This window comes from Pseudomonas sp. ML2-2023-6 (genome assembly GCF_037055265.1).
GTDB lineage: Bacteria > Pseudomonadota > Gammaproteobacteria > Pseudomonadales > Pseudomonadaceae > Aquipseudomonas > Aquipseudomonas kulmbachensis.
In genome coordinates this window covers 4443899-4467314 of the sequence record NZ_CP146347.1, presented here as the reverse complement: position 1 = coordinate 4467314, position 23416 = coordinate 4443899, and the positions used below count along the sequence as shown (strand labels likewise).

Genomic DNA, 23416 nt, shown 5'->3' with positions numbered 1-23416 from the left:
CATCCCACCACCCATCTCATAAGGGATCAATACTTTCATTCGGTCGTATGTGAAGCCCAGGATTTTCTTCCGTGCAAAATTCTAGGCCAGCGCTATGCTATCTGTATTGCACTCAGAATATTAGTGACAGACGAAATTGCTCAAGGTGGTGTCTGGCATACGCTGCTTATATTAGTAAGTTGGATTTCTATATGTGAATTTTCAATGCTCGTTTTTGCATGATGGTGAGAGAGTGAGTTATGAATAATAAAATCATATTTGCTGTCGTGGTGGTCGCTAGCGTGGGCGGTTGTAAGATCTATCCTGCTAGTAGCTATGATGAAACGTCTGGCTATACTTATATCCCATTGGACCCGTTACGCGTGATTACAGCAAAGGGGGAGAACTGTACCGCTGAAGAAAAAGTACTTGGAGGCAGTAGTGAGCCGTCTGCTTCACCACAATTTAAGGATGTCTTGTCGTCGTTGCCTGATAACACAGTTCGGATGGTGGTTGAGAACTTTACATCGGGGGGGAGTGTCACGTATGGGGTAGGGAAAATAGGTGGTAATTCTGAGCATTATCGGGTTACTGCCGATTACATATCTGCCGATACGATAAATTTCAGGTTGTGGATCAATAAGCAAGTTAGATATAGAAATGCAAAAATTGCAGTGTTCGGAGGTTCGGAGCTAGAAAATTCTAATTGGCAGCAGGTATCGATATTGGATCCGCTGACTTCTGAGTACTCATACGGGAATGCGACTGCGAATAGACAATCTGTAGTGGCCGAGAGATATATTGTACTTACTGATAGTGACTATAAAGATAGAAGCAATAAAGTTTCAGGGGGCGCTGGCTTGATTTTCACGCCATACAATATTCCTGTATATGTGGGGATCGGGATCCGCATTACATCAAATGTTGAGATAACAGGTAGTAAAGCCAATCTTTCCGGTATCGGTGTTATAGGCGCTGAGGCTCAGGCCAATAACCTTAAAGGGAGCTTGATTGTACAAACTTTAGGTGTGAGTGGGAAAGCAGTCTCTAGTGCGCTTCCAATGCACAGTGAATTGAACGCGACGACGGCTCAAAATGCCCTTATTGCTGCGGCCTCAATCAAAACCCTTATATATTCTGACGACACAGAAGTATATCCGCGAATAGTTGGATTATACCTGCCTCTCCCAAGCTCCAGGCCACTCGTTAATTCGATCATTTCTGCCATTTCCTCTAGTAATATTGAATGGAGTAGGCCATGTGGAATCAAGAAACCTAAAAGTGGATGATTGAATTCGCTGCAATTTATCCACCCTGTGCAAGTTTTTAACTGAAAAAAAACAGAGCCAAGCGAGCCCGTGAGGTACCCGCTTCTATGAGGGAAAGTGATTCTGATGGCATCGAGCATAACCAATTGGTCGTAGGTTCGAATCCCACACGACCCACCATATAGCAACACCAAAACAGCCGGTCTAATCCTCAGGATTAACCGGCTTTTTTGTGCCTGCGATTTGGTCAGGCGCGGGTATGGATGCAATAGAAAGCACATTCCTTGCAACGTGCTGGGTAGGAAGTGATGCACCTGAAAATAGGAAATTTCACTCGATTAAAGCCAGAGCCATGGTCTTTGGGCGGTAGTTAAATAGGCATCCTCACTACAGAGGGTTGTGCCATGGCCAAGGGGTTGATGGTTTCGTTTCGTGACGAGGTGCTTCGCAAAGGACTTGAGTCCACGTTGCCCTGCAATTTGAGTGATAAATGGCTGGGTGTGCTGGCTGCACAGTTGGAAGCGTACTTTGAGCAGGATGTAGAGGATGCACTGTCTCTGCCCCTTGCAGCGGTGCTGCATATCTTGTGCTCCAAAAGTGGAGGCGAGGCCGTCACGGTCTCACAAGACAGGCTTTTCGAGCATCTATGTGATTATCGTATTGAGCTGGGGCTGGAAGAGATCAGACGAAAAACAGAGATGGGGAATGAGCCGGTCAGTCTGCAGGCGATTTTTACGAATCGGACTGTCACGTTTCATGGTGCAGGGGATTAGTCGTCCAGTGTCAATGAACAAGGTGTCGTGGTTGGCGTCCTGGATTGAGCCCTGGGAGGTGCAGGGCCCGCTCAAGCCAGCAGTTCGGTAATCCAGCGTACCTGTTGGGCGATGTCTTGCACCTTTGCTTCGGGTACTGCCTGCTGCGCTCGGGCGATGTTGTTCAGGTTTTTTTGCTTCTGGCGCAGCATGCGCTGCCACTTGTGCAGGAACTCCGGGCTGCGGGCCTGCATTTGCAGTGGGCCGAAGTACAGTTCTTCGCCTGTGTATGTCACTGGCCCGGTGCGCTCGGCGACGATGATTTCGTAGTCGAACCTATTTTCTCGCAGCAGTTCCTCGTAGAGGATGCAGTAGTCGTTTTCCATCAGCCATTGGCGCAGTGGTTGTTCGCCGCCGTTGGGCTGCAGGATCAAGCGCTCCCGGCCGCTCAGGTGGGCCTTGCCGTTGTCGAGGATGTCGCGGATGGTTTCGCCGCCCATGCCGCAGATGCTGATCGCGGTAATCCCGTCGCTCGGTTCGATCGCTGCCAGGCCGCTGGCCTGACGCACGGTGATGCGCTGTTCCAGGCTGTTGTCGCGTACGGTGCGCTTGGCTGAGAGGAACGGCGTCAATGCCACCTCGCCAGCCACCGCCGCCGCGATGACGCCACGCCGCATCAACGCCACCGGCAGATAGGCGTGATCCGAGCCGATATCGGCCAGGTGCGCATCTGCTGGTATATGTGCAGCCACGCGCTCCAGGCGCATGGACAATGTATGTTGGTTCAACTGCAGTTCCTTTTCACCGCGAAGGTTCAGTACCTAGGCCTTGGCGCGGGTAATGTGATTGACCGAGCTTGTGCGCTTCAGCGCCCACCCGCCTGGCTAAGCTCAGCGCAGCAGCGAGGAGCTCGCCCGCACCTGTAGCTGCGGGGTCAGGGTGATCGACTCGCAGGCCTCGCCCTTGATGCGCTTGAGCAGCAGTTGCACGGCATGCTGACCCATTTCTGCCAGCGGCAGGCGCACGCTGGTCAGCGGCACCATCAGCTCGTTGGCCAGCGGGGTGTCGTTGAAGCCGACCACGGCAATGTCTTTGCCGGGCATCAAGCCCTTGTCGCGTGCGGCTCCCATCAAGCCGATGGCGAGGAAGTCGTTGACCGCGAAAAACGCCTGCGGCCGTGGGTTCAGGCCCAACAGGTACTCGCCTTGCCTGTGTCCGGTGAGGCTGTCAAAAGGGCCATTGAGGGTCCACTCCGGGCGCAGCGTGATGCCTTGTTCACGGTAAAACCGGGTAAAACCGCGTGTGCGGTCGGCCCCGGTGGAGGCATGCCGTTCGCCCGCCAGAATTGCCACATCGCGACAACCCAGCTGGTACAGGTGCTCGGCCGCCAGCCAGCCACCCAACTCATCGTCACTGCATGCAGCCAGATGCCCGGCAATCTGGCGGCTGACCAGCACGTAGGGGATGTGCTTGCGAGTCAGCAGATCGAGCAAGGGCTGGGTTTCGCCAACGTGTGAATCACCCACGATCAACCCGGCCACCGAGCGGCGCAAGGCATGTTCGGCACGCGCCATCTGGCGCTGCGGCTGGTCGTCGGTATTGGAGACGAAAGTCAGGTAGCCAGCCTGCTCGGCCGCGCTGTCGATGCTGTCGTAGATAGTCGCCATCACCAGGTCGGTGAGGCGCGGCATGAGCACGCAGATTTCCTGACTTTTACGCAACTTCAGGTTGGATGCCTGCGTGTTCGGTCGATAATCCAGCTCTTTTGCCAATGCACGAATCCGCGCCACAACTTCGGCCGACGCCGCTCGCTCGACCCCGGCGGGGTCGCCATTGAGCACCCGTGACACCGTGGAAACGTGCACTCCGAGTGCAGTCGCCATGGACTTCAGGGTGGCGGGGCGGGATTGATTCGGCATGTTCAAGAGGCTTCCAGCAGTCTGTTATTCAGCGCGCGAATTCTACCCGAACATGGGGCATCGTCCCGGAATTAAATCTTTACCCAAACGTTTGACTAAAACTTTTCTTCGCTCTACATTTCGCCAACCCAAACGTTTGGGTAAAACAATAAAAATACGCCGAGTCCGGCCGACTTTTTGACTTCTGCCATCACTTGAAGAGTCAGATTCCTATGAATAACCCAGTGATTCCGTCTTTCCGCTACCAGATTTTTTTCCTGATCATGCTGATGGCACTGCTCAACTACATCGACCGCGGCGCGATTGCCTACGCCTCGGCGAGCATTCTTCCGGAGTACGGTTTCGACAAGGCCGACTGGGGCAATGTCCTGGGTTACTTCGGTTACGGCTACATCCTTGGTGCGTTGATCGGCGGGATCCTCGCTGACCGTTTTGGTGCCAAGCGCATCTGGCTGATTGCCGGTGCCACCTGGTCGGTCTTCGAAATCGCCACGGCGTTTGCCGGTGATTTCGGGCTGGCGTTCCTGGGTGGTTCGGCCATGGCCGGTTTCGCCACCATCCGCGTGATGTTCGGCTTTGCCGAGGGGCCAGCGTACTCGGTGATCAACAAGAGCGTGGCCAACTGGGCGACCCCCAAGGAGCGCGGCTTCGTGGTTTCGGTCGGTTTGCTGAGTACACCGTTGGGTGCGTTGTTGACTGCCCCGGTGGCGGTGGGCCTGCAAACGCTGACCGGCGACTGGCGCAGCATGTTCGTGGTGCTGGGCGTGGTCAGCCTGGCACTGCTGATCTTCTTCATGACGCGCTTCACCAACACCCCCGAGGAAAACCCGCGCGTGTCCAAAGCCGAGCTGGACTTTCTGCGCAAGGAACGTGCCGAAGCGAGCAATGCCTCGACCCCAACGAGCAGCGTTGCGCCGGTCTGGCACTTCTTCAAGAACAAGGACCTGTTGCTTAATGCAATCGGCTACTTCTCGTTTGTGTACGTAACCTTTCTGTTGCTGACCTGGACCCCCAAATACCTGCAGGACGAGTTCCATTACAACCTCTCGTCGCTGTGGTACATGGGCATGATTCCGTGGACCGGCGCCTGCTTCACCGTGTTGCTGGGCGGCAAGATTTCCGACCTGTTGCTGCGCCGCACCGGCAATCTGAAAGTGGCCCGCAGCTGGCTGGCTGCGACCTGCCTGTTGTTGACCACGTTGTGTTTTATCCTCGTATCGCAGGCCCAGACCGTGTGGGGCGTGATTGCCCTGATGACCTTGGCCAACGCCCTCAACGCGCTGCCCAACTCCGTGTACTGGGCCGTGGTGATCGACACCGCGCCGTCCAACCGGGTTGGCGCCTACAGTGGCATGACCCACTTTATCGCCAACACCGCTTCGTTCATTGCCCCAATGCTCACCGGTTACCTGACCGTTCGTTACGGTTACTCCTCGATGTTTGTGGCGGCTGCGGTGGCCACGGCGCTGGGGATGAGCGCAATGCTGATGGTGCGTCCCGGTGGACGGCAGGCTGTTCCTTCCCCTATCCCCGCAGTTGTTTGATGGAGTTGTCTGTATGAACCTGGCGAAGCCTACCCACGCTGGATATTTTTTTGGCCAATCAGTCACCACGCTGGCCGAACGCCTGCGCGCGGGCAGCCTGACGAGTGTCGAGTTGACCCAGGCGGCTTTGGACAGCATCGAGCGCCTGAATCCGCTCTTGAACGCTTTTGTTCAGGTCGATGCACCCATCGCACTGGCTCAGGCCCGCAGGGCCGATGAGTTGTTGGCCCAAGGTCAGGACCTGGGCCCGCTGCAGGGCATTCCGGTAGCGGTCAAAGACAACATCGACACGTTCGACTACGTCACCACCTATGGTTCGGCACATTTCGAAGGCTTCAAGCCGAACGCCGATGCGCTATGTGTGCAGCGGTTGCGCGAGGCGGGGGCGGTGATTGTGGGCAAGACCTTGACCCACGAATTTGCCTACGGTCCGACCGGCGACCGTTCGCTGCAGGGCGCGGCCCGCAACCCGTGGGATGCGCGTTGCATCACGGGCGGCTCCAGCGCAGGCAGCGCCGCTGCAGTTGCCAGCGGTATGGTGCCGCTGGCGCTGGGCACCGACACCGGCGGATCGATCCGGATTCCGGCGGCATTGTGCGGCGTGGTCGGCTTCAAGCCATCGTTTGCCAGCGTACCGCTGGAGGGCGTGTTCCCGCTGTCGTCGAGCCTCGACCACGTGGGCCCGATCGCCAACTCCGTCGAGGATGCGCGTCTGCTGTTCGAAGTGATTGCAGGACGCGCCTGCGTCTCGCAGGCCAATCCTCGGCCGTTGCGGGTGGGCTGGATTACCACGGGCAGCTTCGGCCCGGTCGACGCCGAGGTGGATCGCCAAGCATATCAGGCGGCGCAACAGTTGTTTGGCGATACGTTGCAGGAGACTGCAGAGCTGGCGCCGCTGGCGGGAGGAATGAAAGACACCTTGCTGGTTCTGCAACGCGCCGAGGCCTTCGACGTCCATGCCGAGCGCATGCAGGATGCGCCACACAAGTTTGAGCAGGAGGTACGCGAACGTCTTGAGTTGTCGCGCGAGGTCAGGGGGTGGCAATACATTCGTGCCCAGGCTGGCCAGGAGCAGTACAAGGCTGCCATGGCGCGTTTATTCGAGCGCTATGACTTCCTGGTCTCGCCCAGCGTACCTGTTACCGCAACCGAGGTTGATGCGCGTGAGGTTCGGGTTGGCGAACAGGACATTGATGTACGCGGTGCAGTGCTTAGCTACACCAGTGCCTGGAACCTTACCGGGTTACCGGCGATCAGCCTGCCTGTGGGGCAGGTGAGGGGGATGCCGGTAGGGCTGCAAGTGATTGGCCCCGCAGGCGCAGATGATCGTTTGTTGCAGGTGTTGGCCAAGCTGTTCGTGCGGGGCCAGGCCGCCCGCACAAACCCTGTAGCAGTATAGAGGTAGCCGGTCAGCCCCTCAGGGCTACCGGTTGCTTTTCATTTGTGATGGTTTGACTACGCCACTTCGCCCACGGCCCTGTGTGCTTCATCAATTGCAGCATGGGCATAGGCGCTCCAGGCTGCATCCGAATTGGCAATGCTCACCCGGCCCAGCGGTTGGCGTGCGAGGTTCATCAGTTTTTCGCTCTCGTCGGCATCGTCGTACAGACTGTTGGAAAAATACGCATAGCCGTGTGACCAGCGATTGACGGTGATGGCGAGAATGTCGGTCTGGTGATTGAACCCCCCCGGGCCGAGCATGCGTTGCAGTTGATCACGCAGTTGCGCTTCGAGCACTTCGAACGATTGCCCGTACAGTCTGCCGCGACCGGCACGGGCCTGGTCGCGTGCGTTCATGCCACTGTTCGGGCTGGTAGGTACGTAGACCATGTGCAAGCCGATGGGTTGTTTCGGATCGCGCGGGTGTTCGTAGCCGCCCATGCTTACCGGGTAGTCGAGTTTGATGCGGCTGTAGGGCTGGGTCGCAGCATAGATTTCGTGGACGCCCAGCTTCTGGAACGACTCCCAGTTACGGATCACTACCTTGGTGTAGACCAGCGGGAATTTCACGTTTTGGCTCAGGGCGTAGGATTGCTCTGGCGGCAGGTCGTGCAGCAGATACGGAATCATCATGTTGTAGCAGGCCAGGATGCAATGCTTGCCGCGGACCTGATTGAGCTGGCCGCCACGGCTGTAACCGATATTTACCCCTTCGCCGACATTGCGCACGCTGACGGCGGTGCTGTTCAGACGTAAGCGTACTGGGGCTTTTGGCTGGTCCAGCTTGGCGTAGTCGAACGATGCGAGGACGATGTCCTCCATGTTGTGTCCGGGCGCGACGCTTGGTATCAGGCTACGAACCAGTAGCCGGGCCAGCGAAGCATTGCCATCAGGGAAGTGGTAGATGTAAGGCTCTTCCATTTCCGCTTGGGCTTCTTCGCTGATCGGTTCCAGACTCATCGCACTGAAACCTGGAAAGCCGACGTTATAAGTATCGTAAGCCGAAACAGCGTCGATGCTCAGGGCCATGAAGTCATTGGTACGACTCTGGAAGTATTTCACCGCAGACTCTGACAGGCCTACGTTCTTGAGCAGGAAATCGCGATAGCTGGTGGCTTCCAGGTAGGCGGTTTTTTCCTCGACAGTTTTGCCTGCGAGGTAGTCTTTTGGCGCGACGTGCAGTTCGATCAAGGCTGTCCGGTCTGCTTGCGGCAGGGGGAAGTCGTTGATGAAGTCACTGATGGAGCGGGCATGCAGTTGGTCCGGGGCAATGTCGTCGGCGACCATCGGTGTTGGGTCGCCGTTGACCAGTTTATCTTCGCCGAAGTTCTCCTTGTCGAAGAACACTGCACGGGACAGCCCCAGGTTCGGGTAGAACTGGCGGTCGAAAGCGGTTTCGAAGCGTTTGGTTTCGACCCCGAGTTTTTTCAGCATCCCGTTCACTTCCTTACTGAACAGGTGATTCGGCGACTGGAAGGCTTCGCTGCCGCCGTAGCCCAGGATCATGCGGCCGCCAGCGGAGAATTCGTTGCGCTTGGCGTGGCCGCCGAAGTCGTCGTGGTTGTCCAGAATCAGGATGCGTGCGTTCGGATGTTTCTCACGATAAAACCACGCAGCAGACAACCCGCTCAAGCCGCCGCCGACTACCACCAGGTCATACTGCTCACTGATGGGCAGGTGATCGGTGTCAAAGACCTTTTTCTCCCAGCCCATCTGGTGCGCGATTTCGAAGGAGCCGACGTGGCTGCCGCGCAGGCCGGTCAGGGCAGGTGGGTAGTAGCGACCGTCGGGTGCGGCCTGGAGGATCTGCAAAGGCGTCATGCCGGCAGCGATGATGATGGCGACGCCGTTGAGAAAGTCGCGGCGGGTGATTTCCATGATGAGTCCTTGTTTATTGTTATAAGCGCTGCGGTATCGGGGGGTGAAATGCAGTTATCGGCTGATCTGCCAAGCATCACCCGCTGGGGCTGTGCCGTGGTCATACGGTTTGGCGAGCCACATGTAGAGCAGGCCCAGACCGATGACGATGGCCGTGCTCAGGAGCATGGCGTAGTTGATGTACCACGGGGCATCCGGGGTGCGCGGCCAAGCCATGTTGATAATTGCGCTGATACCGTAGACCAAAGCGCCGATATTCACCGGCCAGCCCCAGGCGCCGAGGGTGAATTTGCCGCTGGGTTTCCAGCCTTTGGCGCGCGCGTAAAGTGCCGCGAGCACGATCATCTGGAACGCAAGGTAAATGCCGATCGCAGCGAAGCTGACGATGGTTGCCACCGCATCTTGCAGAAAGAAGCCCAGTGCAATGATCAGAGCGGGCAGGACGCCGGACACAAACAGTGCTGCCACCGGCACCTGAGTTGCAGGTGAAATTTTCTTCAGCACTGAGCTGCCAATGACCATTTCATCCCGTGCGTAGGAGTACAGCAGGCGACTGGCAGCGGCTTGTAGGCTAATCACACAGGAGATGAAGGAAATCATGACCACGCCCATCACCACTTTTGAGCCAACTGGACCGAAGGCGTTATTGAGGATGGTGGTCACCGGGTCCTTGTCGGTGCCGTTGATCACAGCCTGCATGTCCGGAACCGCCAGAATCAGCGCGAGGCAGGCGAACATCGCCGCGATCCCGCCGATATAGATGGTCATACGCATGGCTACCGGGATTTGCTTGCTCGGGTTTGGGGTTTCTTCGGCCACATCGCCGCACGCTTCAAAGCCGTAGTACAGAAACATTCCCGCAAGCGAGGCAGTGAGGAAGGCTGGCAGATACGAGCCATCGACGCTGATATCAAAGGTGTTGAACAGCACCCCGAGTGGCTGGTGACGTTCGAAAACCAACAAGTAAACGCCGACGATCACGGCGCCGATCAGCTCGCACAGGAAGCCGAACATGGCGATGCGTGCCAGCACCTTGGTCCCGCTGAGATTGACCAGGGTGGCGAACAGGGTCAAAACCAGCGCGATGATGATGTTGGTGTTATTGCTCGGCTCAAAGCCCATCATTGCGGCCAGGTACGGGCCGGCACCGACTGCCACGGCGGCGATGGTGACGCACAGTGCGATGGAGTAGATCCAGCCGACCATCCATGCCCAGCGCTTGCCTACCAAGCGACGAGCCCATGGGTAGACGCCACCGGAAATAGGAAACTGTGAAACCACTTCACCAAAAATCAGACAGACCAGCATTTGGCCGCAACCGACCAGCAGGTAGGCCCAGAACATCGGAGGCCCGCCTGCGGCGAGGCACAGACCGAAGAGGGTATAAACCCCTACGACCGGAGAGAGATAGGTGAAGCCCAGGGCGAAGTTCTCCCACAGGCTCATGCTGCGATTGAAATTGGAGGTGTAACCCAGTTTGCGCAGTTGCTCGGCGTCGCTATCGTCGATGGTGGCAGAGAGGTCGGGGGATGCACTCATGGTGTGCTGGCTCCGGAAGAACGGCGGATTTTGGATGGCCGAAACCGTGGCAAGGCGCTGATGGCGCTGCCGGGATCGGCGGTTATTGTTTTTAAATCGCGCAGAGTCCTTCGCGAACAGGCTCATTCCCGCAGGGGGAGTGCGGTCAAGATGCAGGAGCGAGCCTGCTCGCGAAGCGGTTAGTGCTTGAACATCACATGTCGCACGGTGGTGTAGTCCTCCAGTCCGTACATGGACATGTCCTTGCCATAACCGGACAGTTTCTGACCGCCGTGAGGCATTTCGCTGACCAGCATAAAGTGGGTGTTGACCCAGGTGCAGCCGTACTGCAAGCGTGCAGACAAACGGTGTGCGCGACCTACGTCCGAGGTCCAGACCGACGACGCCAAGCCGTAGTCCGAGTCGTTGGCCCAGCCCAGCACCTGTGCTTCATCGGTGAACTTGGTCACTGACACCACGGGCCCGAATACTTCGCGGCGGACAATTTCATCGTCCTGCAGGGCGTCGGCCAATACGGTCGGTTCGAAAAAGAAACCCTCGCCTTCAACCGCCTTGCCACCGGTGATCAAACGGATATGCGGCTGCGCCACCGCGCGCTCGACAAACCCGGCAACCTGGTCGCGGTGGCGAGCGGTGATCAGCGGGCCGAGTTCGGTCGATGGGTCGTCCTGCAAGCCGTACTTGATGCTGCTTACCGCCGCGCCGAGCTTTTCGACGAACTTGTCGTAGATGCCTTCCTGGGCGTAGATGCGGCAGGCGGCGGTGCAGTCTTGCCCTGCATTGTAGAAACCGAAGGTGCGGATGCCTTCCACGGCGGCGTCGATGTCAGCGTCGTCAAAGATAATCACCGGGGCCTTGCCGCCCAGCTCCATGTGCATGCGTTTGACGCTGTCAGCGGTACTGGAAATGATGTTCGAACCGGTGGCAATCGAGCCAGTCAGCGACACCATGCGCACTTTGGGGTGAGTGGTCAGTGGGCTGCCCACCGTCTGACCGCGGCCGAACACCAGGTTAAGCACGCCAGCCGGGAGGATATCTGACACCAGCTCAGCCAGACGCAATGCTGTCAGCGGGGTTTGCTCCGACGGTTTGAGCACCACGGTATTACCGGCAGCCAGGGCCGGGGCGATTTTCCAGGCAACCATCATCAGCGGGTAGTTCCAGGGCGCGATAGAGGCGATCACACCCACCGGGTCGCGGCGGATCATCGAGGTATGCCCCGGCAGGTATTCACCGCCGGCCGAACCGCTCATGCAGCGGCTGGCGCCAGCGAAGAAGCGGAATACATCGGCAATCGCCGGAATCTCGTCGTTCAATGCGGCGCTGTAGGGTTTGCCACAGTTGTCCGATTCCAGTTTGGCCAGCTCTTGCCCGTGGGCTTCGATGGTATCGGCGATTTTGAGCAACAGCAGTGAGCGGTCCTTTGGCGGGGTTTGCGACCAGCTGTCAAACGCGGCATCGGCGGCACGCACGGCGGCATCGACCTGGGCCTCGCTGGCTTCGTTGATGTGCACCAGCACGCTGCCGAGTGCCGGGTTGAGCACCGGTTGGGCGGGGCCTTCGCCGTCAATCAGTTGGCCGTTGATCAAGAGTTTGGTTTGCATGGCTGCGTCCTTATCGAATTATTTTGATCACTGTGGGAACGAGCCTGCTCGCTCCCACAGTGGGGGAGTCGCTGTCGGTTATTTACCGCCACTGCCCGCTACGCTTTCGCCACCACGGGTCAGGTAATAGGCGCCGAGAATTGGCAGCATGGTCACCATCATCACCAGCATGGCGACTACGTTGGTGACCGGCACGTCCCTTGGGCGGCTGAGCTGGTTGAGCAGCCACAGCGGCAAGGTGCGCTCATGACCAGCAGTGAACGTGGTGACGATGATTTCATCGAACGACAATGCAAATGCCAGCATCCCGCCTGCGAGCAACGCCGAGCCCAGGCTCGGTAACATGATGTAGCGGAAGGTTTGCCAGCCATCAGCCCCCAAGTCCATCGACGCTTCGATCAGGCTGTGGGAGGTGCGGCGCAAGCGCGCGATTACGTTGTTGTAGACGATCACTACGCAGAAAGTCGCATGGCCGACGATGATGGTGAACATCCCGGGTTCGATGCCGAATGACTTGAATGTCGCCAGCAACGCGATACCGGTGATGATCCCGGGCAGGGCAATCGGCAGGATCAGCATCAATGAGATGCCTTGCTTGCCGAAGAAATCCCGGCGGTACAACGCCGCCGAAGCCAAGGTGCCGAGCACCATCGCAATCAGCGTTGCAATCGCAGCAATTTGTGCCGACAACTTGATCGCTTCCAGTACGTCGGGGCGCGAAAACGCCACGCTGAACCAGTGCAGGGTGAACCCCTTGGGCGGAAAGCTGAAGGCCGCTTCCTCGGTGTTGAAGGCGTACATGAAGATGATCAGGATCGGGAAGTGCAAAAACACCAACCCGCCCCAGGCTGCGATTTTCAGGCCCAGGGATGCTTGATCGCCTTGTTTTTCCGACGCCGGTTTCTTTGGATCAGAGCGCATCGAAGGCCCCCAGACGTTTGACGATGGACAGGTAAATGGCGATCAGCACGATCGGCACCAGCGTGAAGGCGGCAGCCATCGGCATGTTGCCGATTGCGCCTTGTTGGGCGTACACCATGCTGCCAACGAAGTAGCCTGGCGGGCCGACCAGTTGCGGCACGATAAAGTCGCCCAGCGTCAGTGAAAACGTGAAGATCGAACCGGCGGCAATGCCCGGAATCGACAGCGGCAGAATCACCTGCATAAAGGTCTGGCGCGGCTTGGCGCCAAGGTCGGCCGAGGCTTGCAGCAGGGAGGGCGGCAAGCGTTCCAAAGAGGCCTGGATCGGCAATATCATGAACGGTAGCCAGATGTAGACGAACACCATGAAACGGCCAAGGTGCGAGGTCGACAATGTACTGCCGCCGACCCCCGGAATGCCCAGTACAAACTGCAATACCGGTTCCAGCCCCAGGTGCTGAACGAACCACTGCGCCACGCCGCCCTTGGCCAGCAGCAGCGTCCAGGCGTAAGCCTTGACGATGTAACTGGCCCACATCGGCGTCATCACCGCGATGTAGAAAAACGCTTTGGTTTTACCGGTGGTGTAGCGCGCCATGTAGTAGGCAATCGGAAATGCGACAACGGCACTGGCGATTGACACGACAATGGCCATGCTCAGAGTGCGCACGATGATGTCGAAGTTTGACGGCTGAAACAGCGCTGCAAAATTTGCCAGGGTCAGGTCGGGAGTGACCGCCATGGTGAAGTCATCGAAGGTGTAAAAACCTTGCCATAGCAACATCAACAACGAGCCCAGGTAGATCGCGCCAAACCACAGCAACGGCGGCACCAGCAGCATCGACAGGTAGAGGTTGGGGCGCCGGTACAACAGGTTGGAGAACCTGCGCAGAGGCGAGTTACCGGCCTGGGTTTGAGGGATAGCCACGCTGTTCATCTCACACCCCGCTTGTAACGGTGTTGTGCAGCGCGACCATGGCCTCGCGTGCCCAGCGGGCGCTGATGCGCTGCCCTGTCTGGTGCTGGGCACTGACATCCAGCCACTGCACGTTGGCGCGGCTGATGTTCAGGGTCTGGCCGTCTTCCAGTTTCAGCTCATAGCGGGTGGTGCTGCCTTGGTATTGAATATCGTGCAGCAGGCCACTGACTTCGATCTCGTGGCTGGCCAAGGGGCCCTCGGCGAAACGTACATGCTCGGGACGAATTGAAAACGCCTGCGGGTTGCCGCTCAATCGACGCGCCAAATCACCGCGGATCACGTTGGAGGTGCCGACGAATTCGGCGACGAAGGTGGTTGCCGGTTTCATGTACAGATTGCGCGGGGTATCAACTTGTTCGATGCGGCCCTTGTTGAACACGGCTACACGGTCAGACATCGATAGCGCTTCGGTCTGGTCGTGGGTGACAAAGATGAACGTGATGCCGAGCTGGCGTTGCAACTTTTTCAGCTCACTTTGCATCTGTTCGCGCAGCTTCAGGTCGAGAGCGCCCAGGGGCTCGTCGAGCAGCAACACGCGGGGGCGATTGACCAGGGCGCGGGCCAGGGCCACGCGTTGGCGTTGGCCGCCGGACAACTGCACCGGTTTACGCTCGCCGTAACCACCAAGGGCGACCATATCCAGCGCCTCTTCGGCGCGCATCTGGCGCTCGGCCTTGGCGACGCCTTTGACTTTCAAGCCATAAGCGACGTTGTCGCGAACGTTCATGTGCGGGAACAGAGCGTAATCCTGGAAGACGGTGTTCACATCACGCTGGTACGGCGGCAGCCCGGCGGCTTCTTCGCCATGAATGCGGATCGAGCCTGCGCTCGGTTGTTCGAAGCCTGCGATCAGACGCAAGCAGGTGGTTTTGCCCGAGCCGGATGGGCCCAGCATGGAGAAGAACTCGCCGTCCTTGATATCGATGGAAACCCGGTCAACGGCTTTCACCTCGCCGAATTGACGGGAAACTTGGGTGAACTGGACTGCAAGTGTCATGGTGCGGTGCTCCAAAAAACAGAATCTTTAAAAGCTGCGCGAGCAGGCTCGCTCCCACGGGGGAGTGCAATCAAATGCGCAAGTGAGCCTGCTGGCGAAGAGGGCTTAGCGACCGCCCATGATCGCGATGTAGTCCTGGGTCCAGCGGCTGTACGGCACAAATTTACCGCCTTCAGCCTGCGGGGTTTTCCAGAAGGCGATCTTCTCGAACTGGTCAAAACCGTTGGTCTTGCAGCCTTGTGCGCCCAACAGTTCGCTCGAGTTGCACGCTGCCGGCACTGCTGGTAACGAACCAAACCAGGCGGCTACGTCGCCCTGGACCTTGGGTTGCAGCGACCAGTCCATCCACTTGTAAGCACAGTTGGGGTGCTTGGCCTCGGCGTGCAACATGGTGGTGTCGGCCCAGCCCGTGGCGCCTTCCTTGGGGATGGTCGAGGCGATTGGCTGTTTCTCGTTCATCAGGCCGTTGACTTGATACGGCCAGGCGCTGGACGCGACCACGCCTTCGTTTTTGAAGTCGCTCATTTGCACGGTAGTGTCGTGCCAGTAGCGGTGAATCAATGGTTGCTGGGCACGCAGCAGTTCAAGCACGGCCTGGTATTGGGTTTCAGTCAGTTCATAGGGGCTCTGGATGCCCAGTTCCGGCTTGGCGGTCTTCAGGTACAGCGCCGCGTCGGCAATGTAGATCGGGCCGTCGTAGGCTTGCACGCGACCCTTGTTCGGTTTGCCGTCGGGCAGGTTCTGCGCATTGAACACCACGCTCCAGCTGTCAGGCGCGGTTTTGAACACACCGGTGTTGTACATCAGTACGTTCGGGCCCCACTGATACGGGGTGCCGTAGGTTTGCTGGTTGACCACGTACCACTGCGCATTGGCGAGTCGCGGGTCGATGTTTTTCCAGTTCGGGATTAGCGCCGTATTGATCGGCTGTACGCGCTTGCCGACGATCAACCGTAACGATGCGTCGCCGGAGGCGGTGACCAGGTCATAGCCACCCTTGGCCATCAGGCTGACCATTTCATCGGAGGTGGCGGCGGTCTTGACGTTGACCTTGCAGCCGGTTTCTTTTTCGAAACCGGTTACCCAGTCATAAGCCTTGTCGCTCTCGCCCCGCTCGATGTAGCCGGGCCATGCAACGATATCCAGCTGGCCTTCGCCTGCACCGACGGCTTTGAGCGGTTCGCCGGCCTGGAGCGTGGCGCTGGCCAGCAGCGCGGTGGTGATTGCACTGAGCATTGCGGTCTTGTGCACGAACATGGGGTTTCCCTCTTTTTTAATTATGGTCGGGGCAGTTTTGAACGTGATGTTGTGCCGTGAGCGGCTTGTTATTAGGGGATGCTGTTTTTCATAGATGTTGCCCGTGGCGGGCCATGATATGCCGCACCACGCTGTAGTCCTGCAGCGAATCGCTGGACAAATCCTTGCCATAGCCCGAGCGCTTGAGCCCGCCGTGGGGCATCTCGCTGACTAACATGAAATGGCTGTTGATCCAGGTGCAACCGTATTGCAGGCGTGCCGCAACCTGCATTGCCTTGTCCAGGTTTTGGGTCCAGATCGAGGAGGCGAGGCCGTATTCGGAGTCGTTGGCCCAGTCCACGGCTTGGGCGAGTTCGTCGAAGCGGGTCACTGTGACCACGGGCCCGAACACTTCGCGCTGAACAATTTCATCGCTCTGTTTGCACCCGGCCAGCAGGGTGGGCTGGTAATAGAAGCCAGCACCTGAATGCACGGCCGCACCGGTGATGCGTTCAATATGCGGTTGGCCGAGGGCCCTCTCGACGAAACTGGATACGCGGTCGCGCTGGCGGGTGCTGATCAGCGGGCCGATCTCGTTGTCGGTGTCGCGTTTACCGGCAAAGCGCAGGCTGCTGACGGCGGCACCGAGCTCGGCTACCAGTCGGTCATAAATTCCGGCCTGTGCATAAATCCTGCAGGCTGCGGTGCAGTCCTGGCCGGCGTTGTAATAACCATAGGTGCGCACGCCTTCAACCACGGCTTGAATGTCCGCATCATTGCAGACAATCACCGGGGCCTTGCCGCCGAGTTCCAGGTGCGTGCGCTTGAGGGTTTTGGCGGCGGTCGACAGGATTTTTTGCCCGGTGACGATATCGCCGGTCAGCGAAACCATGCGCACTTTGGGGTGGCTGACCAGACAGCTGCCCACGCTTTCACCACCGCCGCAGATAATGTTGATCACCCCGCGTGGCAGGATCTGGGCCAGTGCTGGCGCCAGGGCCAGAATCGACAGCGGAGTGTGCTCGGAAGGCTTGAATACCAGCGTGTTGCCAGCGGCCAGCGCGGGGGCGATTTTCCAGGCGGCCATCATGATGGGGTAGTTCCATGGCGCAATCGATGCCACCACCCCAATCGGATCGCGGCGCACCATGCTGGTGTAGCCCGGCAGGTATTCGCCGCTGAGCTGGCCGGTCTGGCAGCGCACGGCGCCGGCGAAGAAGCGGAACACATCGACAGTGGCGCTCAGATCGTCCTTGCGGGCCAGGTGCAGTGGCTTGCCGCAGTTCAGCGATTCGAGGCGGGCGAGCAAGTCGGCGTTCTTTTCGATCGCATTAGCGATCTCCAGCAGCAGGTTCGAGCGTTGCTGCGGCGTGGTCCGTGCCCAGCCAGCGAACGCGCGGTGGGCGGCGAGGATCGCGGCCTCGACCTGCTCGGAGCTGGCTTCGGCGATGTGGGTCAGCACTTCACCGGTTGCGGGGTTGAGGATTGGCTCAGCCATACCTTGGCCTGCGACCAGTTCACCATCGATTAATAGTGCGGTGAACAACGGGGTCTGGGCGGCTGACATTTTGCGGGTTCTCTTTTCTTGTGTGGTCATGGTGCTCCCTGTGACTGGGGCCCCGACCGTCTTATAGATGTAACAAGATTAGTCTTGGGCTCCGAGGTCGACAAATACTTAATACTGAAGGTGGCGTTCGATTAAATAGATGGCTTGCGCCCGCCGTGGGGTTGCTCCCGGGCGACTGTCAGGAACGGATCTACCAACGCCGGGCGCGCAGTACCGCGGCGCCAGGCCAGGCCGACGTCGAGGGTCTGGTTCAGATCCGCTATGGGCCGTGCTTCGATGATGTCGCCCTCCAGTGACCATGGCCGGTAAGTCATGTCCGGCTGGATCGACACGCCCAACCCTGCAGCCACCAGGCTGCGTACCGCTTCGGTCGAGGCGGTGCGCAAAGTGATGCGCGGTTGCAGGCCCGCCCGGGACCACAGGCGCTGGGCATTGCTGTCCATTTCATCGACGTTCAACTGGATCAGGGGCTCGCGGGTCACGTCGGCAAGGTTGATGCTGTCGCGTTCCAGCAACGGGTGCTGGGCCGGCAGCCATAGCCGGTGGGGGGAGTGGGTCAGCACTTCGGTCTGCAAGGCGTGGCGGTCTTCGAGGTTGGAGAGGATCAGTACCCCGACATCAATTTCGCCGCTGACCAGCAAATGCTCGATATAAGGGCGTTCGTCTTCCATTACTCGAATTTCGACGTTGGGATAAGCGCGCTGGAAGCGGGTCAGCAAGTCTGCAAGGTAGTAACCGGCAACGAGGCTGGTCACGCCTACGATCAACTGCCCGGCCACCTGGTCGGTGCTCTGCTGAAGGCTACGCTTGGCGTTGTCGACAGTCGCCAGAATCAGATGCGCCTGGCGCAGGAACTGGTGGCCCTGGTGGGTCAGGGTCATGCCCTTGGCATGGCGGTTGAACAGGCTGACACCGATTTCCTGCTCCAGTTGCTGGATGGCCAGGGTCAATGTCGATTGTGAGATATACACCGCCTGGGCGGCGGCCGAGATCGAACCGGTCTCGGCCACGGCAATAAAGTGGCGGATCTGACGCAAAGTCATCATGGGGGATTACCCAGTGGGCTGTTTTTATAGATGTGCCCCAGTGTATATCCTTTTTATCGATGGCTTGGTGCCGAAAGAACTCGCGATGTTCAGCCTTTGGCCACGCCTACCCGCCACTGCGAGGGTGGCACTATGCCGTTGACCAGGTAGTTGCCGACGATGCGCGACTTGTATACCCGGGGGTTGTGGTTGGCCAGGGTGCGGGCGTTTCGCCACAGGCGATCCAGCGCCTTGTTACTTGCAGTGGCGCTGGCGCCCAGGGCATCGAACAGCGCGGTGGTTGCCGCCAGCGTCGCGTCCACCACCGGATTTACCGCCAGGCAAACCTCCAGCTCGGCCTGTGCGACCTGCGGATCGTCATGGGGCAGGGGCTTGTCACTGGCTATCGTGTATTGCGCGGTGCTCTCCAGACGCTCTGCAGCTTGTCGGGTAATGGCTTGTGCGGCGTAGGCCTGGCTGGCGACTTCGCCGATCACTTGCAGCAGTTGTACGTCTTGCGCGGCAATGTCGGCATTGCCCGTGGAAAAGGTCCTGGATCGATTGCTCAGTTCTTCGGCGCCACTCAAGGCGGCTCGGCGGGCGATACCGGCCAGGGTGCTCAGGTGATAGATCTGAAAGAACGACTGCCCATAGGCAAAACGCTGGTCGGTGGCGCGCGGCTCGTCATCCAGCCGTACATTTTCGAAGATGCAGGTGCCGCTTGCCGTCAGGCGTTGGCCAAAACCGTTCCAGTCATCAATGATCTGTACTCCCGGCGCTTTAAGGTCGACCACCACGCTGTACAGCGTGTCGTCTTCACCGGTGCCGATGGTGTTGATCAGGTCGCTGTAAAGCGCACCAGTGGTGTAGAACTTTTTACCGCTGATACGCAACGAGCCGTCTTCAGCCCGATGGATGCGTGTGCCGAATTCGCCACGGGTCTGGGTGCCGACTTCGGTACTGCCCGGGGAGAGAAGTGCGCCCTGGCTCAGCGTGTCCAGCCATTTTGCCTGCCAGTCGAGATCCTTCGAGACGAGTACTTCTTCGCAAAAACCAAAATGCCCGCGCAGGGCCTGGGTGATGTTTGAGTCCGCGGCGGATAACTCGGTCAGCAGGGTGAGCAACTCGACCAACGTTGCGCCGTGCCCGCCATAAGCTTGCGGCAGGCGCCACCGCGGCAAGCCCAATGCATTCAATTGCTGGATCACCGTGGCCAGGCTGCTGCGCGAGCCATCCGCCTCCGCGGCTTGCGCGCTGATGTGTTCAAACAGTGGGCGAAAGGGCGCGGCCAGTTGTTCATAACGGGCGGTTGGGGCTGTGCCCCAAATATTCAAATCTGGATTAGGCATGCAATCTGACCTTGCCGGGCCTGCGCTCAAGGGCGCGCTGGCGCTGTAATGAGTGAAGTAAATGCGATTAGGCCCAGTGGTCTGGTGAGGCCACCCTAAACCTGGAACGGGAAAATTCTTAATACCAAAAACAGCTAACCAAATACCCGGACAGGGTTCTATTGATATGACTTAAAAGTATTAACCAGTTATGTATTTATTGCGCTAGCTTCTAAAAACGCCACGCTTGGCGATCCATAAAGCCTCTTTTCTCAATGCCAGACTGCATGCCTACAGATGGTTGAGTTAGCCGTTAACTCTGTAGGGATCCTTAATGACAACTCGTAAAAAACTGCTGGCCCTGCTGGGTGTGGCCTCTCTGGCACTGCATGGCGCATCGGCCTGTGCAGCTGCGCCATTGACCTTGGTGGTGGGGGATCAGTTCTTCTCCAATCGCATTGTTTTAGAGCTTTCGGGTGAGCTCAAGGACTTGCCCTATACCATCGACTTCAAGCGCTTCAATACTGGCTCGCCAGTGGCCTCGGCGGTTGCCAGCGGTGCGCTGGATATTGGCGTCGTTGGTGATACGCCGGTGATTAGCCTGGCGGCCAATGGTGCCCCGGTGAAGGTGGTGGCCAGTACGCAAACCAGCCTGAACGGTGTAGGTATCGTGGCCCGCCCGGGGATTCAGTCGGTGGCTGATCTCAAAGGTAAAACCGTCGCTATCTGGAACGGTTCCTGGAGCCAGCAAATGATGTTCAAGGCTCTGGATGAGGCAGGGGTTGCACGCGACAGCGTGACCTACAAATACCTGCTGCCGGCTGAAGCCAGCATGGCGCTGAGCCAGGGCGATATCGACGCGTTTGGCACGTGGGAACCCTATGTCTCGTTGCAGGAGAAAGAGGGCAGTACCCTGATCCGTAACGCCAAGGGGCTGATGAGCGCACCGACTTACGTGGTGGCCTATGAGCCTGTACTGGCGAAAAAAGGCGAAATCATCAAGGACTTTGTTGCGCGCCTGACCCGTGCCCGGGTATGGAGCCAAAGCCATGTCGATGAGTACGCCGTTGCCTGGTCCAAGGCTAACCAGTCCTCCCCGGAAATTGCCAAAGCCTGGTTCAAGCGCGACGCCATCACCGTGTTGCCGATTTCGCCCACCATCATCAGCGAGGCCCAGGCCACCTCTGATTTCCTCTATGACGCCAAGCTGCTTAAAAAGCCGTACGACGTCACTCCCATGTTTGACCGCGCACTCTGATCAACAAGGAAATCCTTATGGCCAAGCAAATGGCATTGGCGGGGTTCATGCTTTCGGGCCCCGTGGTACATAGCCACGCGGTATGGCGTCATCCGCAAACCCATAGCCACTTTCTCGACCCCGACTACTACATCGAAATCGCTAAAACCCTCGAGGATGGCTGCTTCGACCTGCTGTTTTTTGCCGATCGGCTGGCGGTTGGCGATCAGGCCGGGCAATCCCGTGCGCGCTCTTTTGAGCTGGGTGCCCAGGATGCTGCGCGGCTGGATCCGTTACCGATTCTCAGCCTGTTGGCCGGTCACACCAAACACATTGGCCTGGGGCTGACGCGCTCCACCACCTACTACCAACCGCCCCATGTGGCGCGAGCGATCGCTTCTCTGGATCATATTTCCAGAGGCCGCAGCGCTTGGAATATCGTGACCTCGATGAATGACAGCGAGGCGCGCCTGTTTGGCCAAGCGCAGCACTTGGCCCATGATCAGCGCTACGCCCGTGCCGATGAGTTTGTCGAACTGGTGCTCAAACTGTGGAACAGCTGGCAGCCCGATGCGCTGGTGCTGGACAAGGTTCGGGGCATCCTCGCGGACGCGAGCAAGATTGATGCGTTCAAGCACAGCGGTACTTTCTTCGACTGTGAGGGGCCGCTGAATATTCCGCGTGTGCCGCAGGGCCAGCCGGTGTTGATCCAGGCCGGGGCTTCGGGGCGTGGTCGGCAGTTTGGTTCGCGTTGGGCAGAGGTGATTTTCAGTATCAACAGCCGGGTGGAGCGCATGCTTGAATTCCGCCAGGACATCCACCAGCAAATGCGCACCATTGGTCGCAACCCGGACGATTGCAAAATCCTCACCGCGGTCATGCCGTTTATTGGCGGCACTGAAGCCGAGGCGATCAAAAAGCGTGATGAGCACAATGCGCTGGCCAACCCTGAGCTGGGGGTTATCACCTTGTCTACCCAGTCGAATTTCGACTTCACCCAGTTCCCGCTGGACACCCGCCTGCTCGATATCGCCAGGCACTCGACGACACCGGACGTGATCGCGCAAAAGCTGCGTCTGGAACGCGATATCACCCTTGGAGAATACGGCGCGATCATGGCCGCCAGCATCCGAGTGCCGCAACTGGTGGGCACTGCACAAAGCGTGGCGCAGCAACTGATCGACTGGCTGGAGCAGGGCGCTTGCGACGGTTATGTCGTATCGCCAGCGTATCTGCCGGGCACCTTTAAGGAGTTCACCGAATCGGTAGTGCCGATCCTGCAACGTCGCGGCTACCTGCGCACGGCGTATGAACACCCGACACTGCGTGGGCATCTGGGTTTAAAAAGTTATTAGTGACTGATCACAATGCGAGGGGCTTACCCCTAAACCCCTCGCTGATACCTCAATACTCGATAGATCCATCAATGCGTCCGCTTCTCTGAGCGGTTATGTCCTTGTGCCTGGGCTTAGAAGCGGCGGGCAGTAGTGTAGTTTTTCTTCCAGTAGGAATTGTCCATCGAGTCGATGCGGATCGTTTTGCCGGTGCGGGGTGCATGGATAAAGCGGTTGTCGCCGATGTACAGGCCAACGTGATTGCTGCGTGTGCCGCCCTGAGTGCGGAAAAATACCGCATCCCCAGGTTTCAGATTATGCCGGTCGACTTTTTGCAATTTCGCGCTGAGCATGGCTGCGGTGGTTCTTGGTACATGGATATTGGCTTCGTTCTTGAACAGATACACCAGCATGCCGCTGCAATCGAAGCCCTTTTCCAGTGACATGCCGCCCCACAGATAAGGGATGCCAAGCAAGGTATGTGCGCGGTTGATGACCTTTTTGACATGGTGTGGTGCAGAGGTTTCATGAACCGTCTGGACGGCCCAAGGATAAGGTTTTCGAGCCTCAGAAGCGGTAGCAAGGGTGGAGCCGACAAGGGTGAAAAACAAGAACAGAGAAATGAATTTAGACACAAGTAACCTTCCGTTTGATGGGGGTGCTTGAAGTCTAAAAGTGCAGTCGCAGCGGGTATGTGGGGCGCTTCCTACAAGGATTACGGTATTAATCTGAACCCGACGAACAGTACTTGGCGTATTGGATAAAGCGTTTTTCGGTTCTCGGGCTTAATCACGGTGCGCAGACCAGTGACTTCTTTGTGAGAGCGAGCCTGCTCGCGAATGATCTGCCTTCGCGAGCAGGCTCGCTCC

The 23416-nt window shown here is 58.3% G+C and carries 19 protein-coding genes; 6 read left to right on the top strand and 13 right to left on the bottom strand.

What is annotated here, in order from left to right:
* Positions 1–239 precede the first annotated feature (239 nt).
* Together V6L79_RS20775 and V6L79_RS20770 are read left to right on the top strand one after the other, a co-directional pair.
* Positions 240–1268: a hypothetical protein gene (locus V6L79_RS20775; protein ID WP_338579433.1), complete on the top strand. Its 1029-nt coding sequence runs from the start codon at positions 240–242 to the stop codon at positions 1266–1268.
* Between the two features lie 383 nt (positions 1269–1651).
* On the top strand, positions 1652–2020 hold the full coding sequence (locus tag V6L79_RS20770) for a hypothetical protein (RefSeq protein ID WP_261739213.1): 369 nt from the start codon (positions 1652–1654) through the stop codon (positions 2018–2020).
* Positions 2021–2091: 71 nt separating this feature from the next.
* Here V6L79_RS20770 and V6L79_RS20765 read toward each other — a convergent pair whose 3' ends face one another.
* On the bottom strand, positions 2092–2787 hold the full coding sequence (locus V6L79_RS20765; RefSeq protein ID WP_321838070.1) for a tRNA (adenine(22)-N(1))-methyltransferase TrmK: 696 nt from the start codon (positions 2785–2787) through the stop codon (positions 2092–2094).
* A 102-nt stretch (positions 2788–2889) separates the two neighbouring features.
* Complete coding sequence (locus tag V6L79_RS20760) at positions 2890–3918, bottom strand: LacI family DNA-binding transcriptional regulator (protein WP_321834168.1); 1029 nt, start codon at positions 3916–3918, stop codon at positions 2890–2892.
* A gap of 212 nt (positions 3919–4130) precedes the next feature.
* Between V6L79_RS20760 and V6L79_RS20755 the strand changes: the two genes are divergently transcribed.
* The gene (locus V6L79_RS20755; RefSeq protein ID WP_321834166.1) at positions 4131–5462 is read left to right on the top strand and encodes an MFS transporter; all 1332 of its coding nucleotides are present in this window, start codon (positions 4131–4133) and stop codon (positions 5460–5462) included.
* A gap of 13 nt (positions 5463–5475) precedes the next feature.
* Positions 5476–6861, top strand: coding sequence for an amidase (locus V6L79_RS20750; protein ID WP_321834164.1), 1386 nt, complete (start codon positions 5476–5478; stop codon positions 6859–6861).
* 56 nt (positions 6862–6917) lie between these two features.
* Here V6L79_RS20750 and V6L79_RS20745 read toward each other — a convergent pair whose 3' ends face one another.
* The 10 genes from V6L79_RS20745 to V6L79_RS20700 form a co-directional block, all read right to left on the bottom strand.
* Positions 6918–8780 (bottom strand): NAD(P)-binding protein, encoded by a 1863-nt coding sequence (locus tag V6L79_RS20745; protein ID WP_338579432.1) that lies wholly within the window; start codon positions 8778–8780, stop codon positions 6918–6920.
* A 54-nt stretch (positions 8781–8834) separates the two neighbouring features.
* The gene (locus V6L79_RS20740; protein ID WP_261739208.1) at positions 8835–10319 is read right to left on the bottom strand and encodes an APC family permease; all 1485 of its coding nucleotides are present in this window, start codon (positions 10317–10319) and stop codon (positions 8835–8837) included.
* A 179-nt stretch (positions 10320–10498) separates the two neighbouring features.
* On the bottom strand, positions 10499–11923 hold the full coding sequence (locus tag V6L79_RS20735) for a gamma-aminobutyraldehyde dehydrogenase (RefSeq protein ID WP_338579431.1): 1425 nt from the start codon (positions 11921–11923) through the stop codon (positions 10499–10501).
* A 78-nt stretch (positions 11924–12001) separates the two neighbouring features.
* A complete protein-coding gene (locus tag V6L79_RS20730; RefSeq protein WP_261739206.1) occupies positions 12002–12844 on the bottom strand; it encodes an ABC transporter permease in 843 nt (280 codons plus the stop codon).
* On the bottom strand, positions 12834–13781 hold the full coding sequence (locus tag V6L79_RS20725; RefSeq protein WP_321834157.1) for an ABC transporter permease: 948 nt from the start codon (positions 13779–13781) through the stop codon (positions 12834–12836). Before V6L79_RS20725 ends, V6L79_RS20730 begins: the two co-directional genes overlap by 11 nt.
* 1 nt (position 13782) lies before the next feature.
* Positions 13783–14820 carry an ABC transporter ATP-binding protein gene (locus V6L79_RS20720; protein WP_338579430.1) on the bottom strand — a complete coding sequence of 346 codons (1038 nt, stop codon included), beginning with the start codon at positions 14818–14820 and terminating at the stop codon, positions 13783–13785.
* 105 nt (positions 14821–14925) lie between these two features.
* Complete coding sequence (gene ydcS / locus V6L79_RS20715; protein ID WP_261739203.1) at positions 14926–16077, bottom strand: putative ABC transporter substrate-binding protein YdcS; 1152 nt, start codon at positions 16075–16077, stop codon at positions 14926–14928.
* An 88-nt stretch (positions 16078–16165) separates the two neighbouring features.
* Positions 16166–17653 carry a gamma-aminobutyraldehyde dehydrogenase gene (locus V6L79_RS20710; protein WP_261739202.1) on the bottom strand — a complete coding sequence of 496 codons (1488 nt, stop codon included), beginning with the start codon at positions 17651–17653 and terminating at the stop codon, positions 16166–16168.
* Between the two features lie 101 nt (positions 17654–17754).
* Positions 17755–18669 (bottom strand): LysR family transcriptional regulator, encoded by a 915-nt coding sequence (locus tag V6L79_RS20705; RefSeq protein WP_261739201.1) that lies wholly within the window; start codon positions 18667–18669, stop codon positions 17755–17757.
* A gap of 89 nt (positions 18670–18758) precedes the next feature.
* Positions 18759–19997, bottom strand: coding sequence for an acyl-CoA dehydrogenase family protein (locus tag V6L79_RS20700; RefSeq protein ID WP_261739200.1), 1239 nt, complete (start codon positions 19995–19997; stop codon positions 18759–18761).
* Between the two features lie 313 nt (positions 19998–20310).
* On the opposite strand from V6L79_RS20700, the gene V6L79_RS20695 reads away from it, so the two are divergent.
* Both V6L79_RS20695 and V6L79_RS20690 read left to right on the top strand, forming a co-directional pair.
* Positions 20311–21234 (top strand): ABC transporter substrate-binding protein, encoded by a 924-nt coding sequence (locus V6L79_RS20695; RefSeq protein WP_261739199.1) that lies wholly within the window; start codon positions 20311–20313, stop codon positions 21232–21234.
* A gap of 17 nt (positions 21235–21251) precedes the next feature.
* The gene (locus V6L79_RS20690) at positions 21252–22568 is read left to right on the top strand and encodes an LLM class flavin-dependent oxidoreductase (RefSeq protein ID WP_338579429.1); all 1317 of its coding nucleotides are present in this window, start codon (positions 21252–21254) and stop codon (positions 22566–22568) included.
* Between the two features lie 113 nt (positions 22569–22681).
* Here V6L79_RS20690 and V6L79_RS20685 read toward each other — a convergent pair whose 3' ends face one another.
* Positions 22682–23182, bottom strand: a complete 501-nt coding sequence (locus tag V6L79_RS20685; protein WP_261739197.1) for a C40 family peptidase — start codon at positions 23180–23182, stop codon at positions 22682–22684.
* Between the last annotated feature and the right edge of the window lie 234 nt (positions 23183–23416).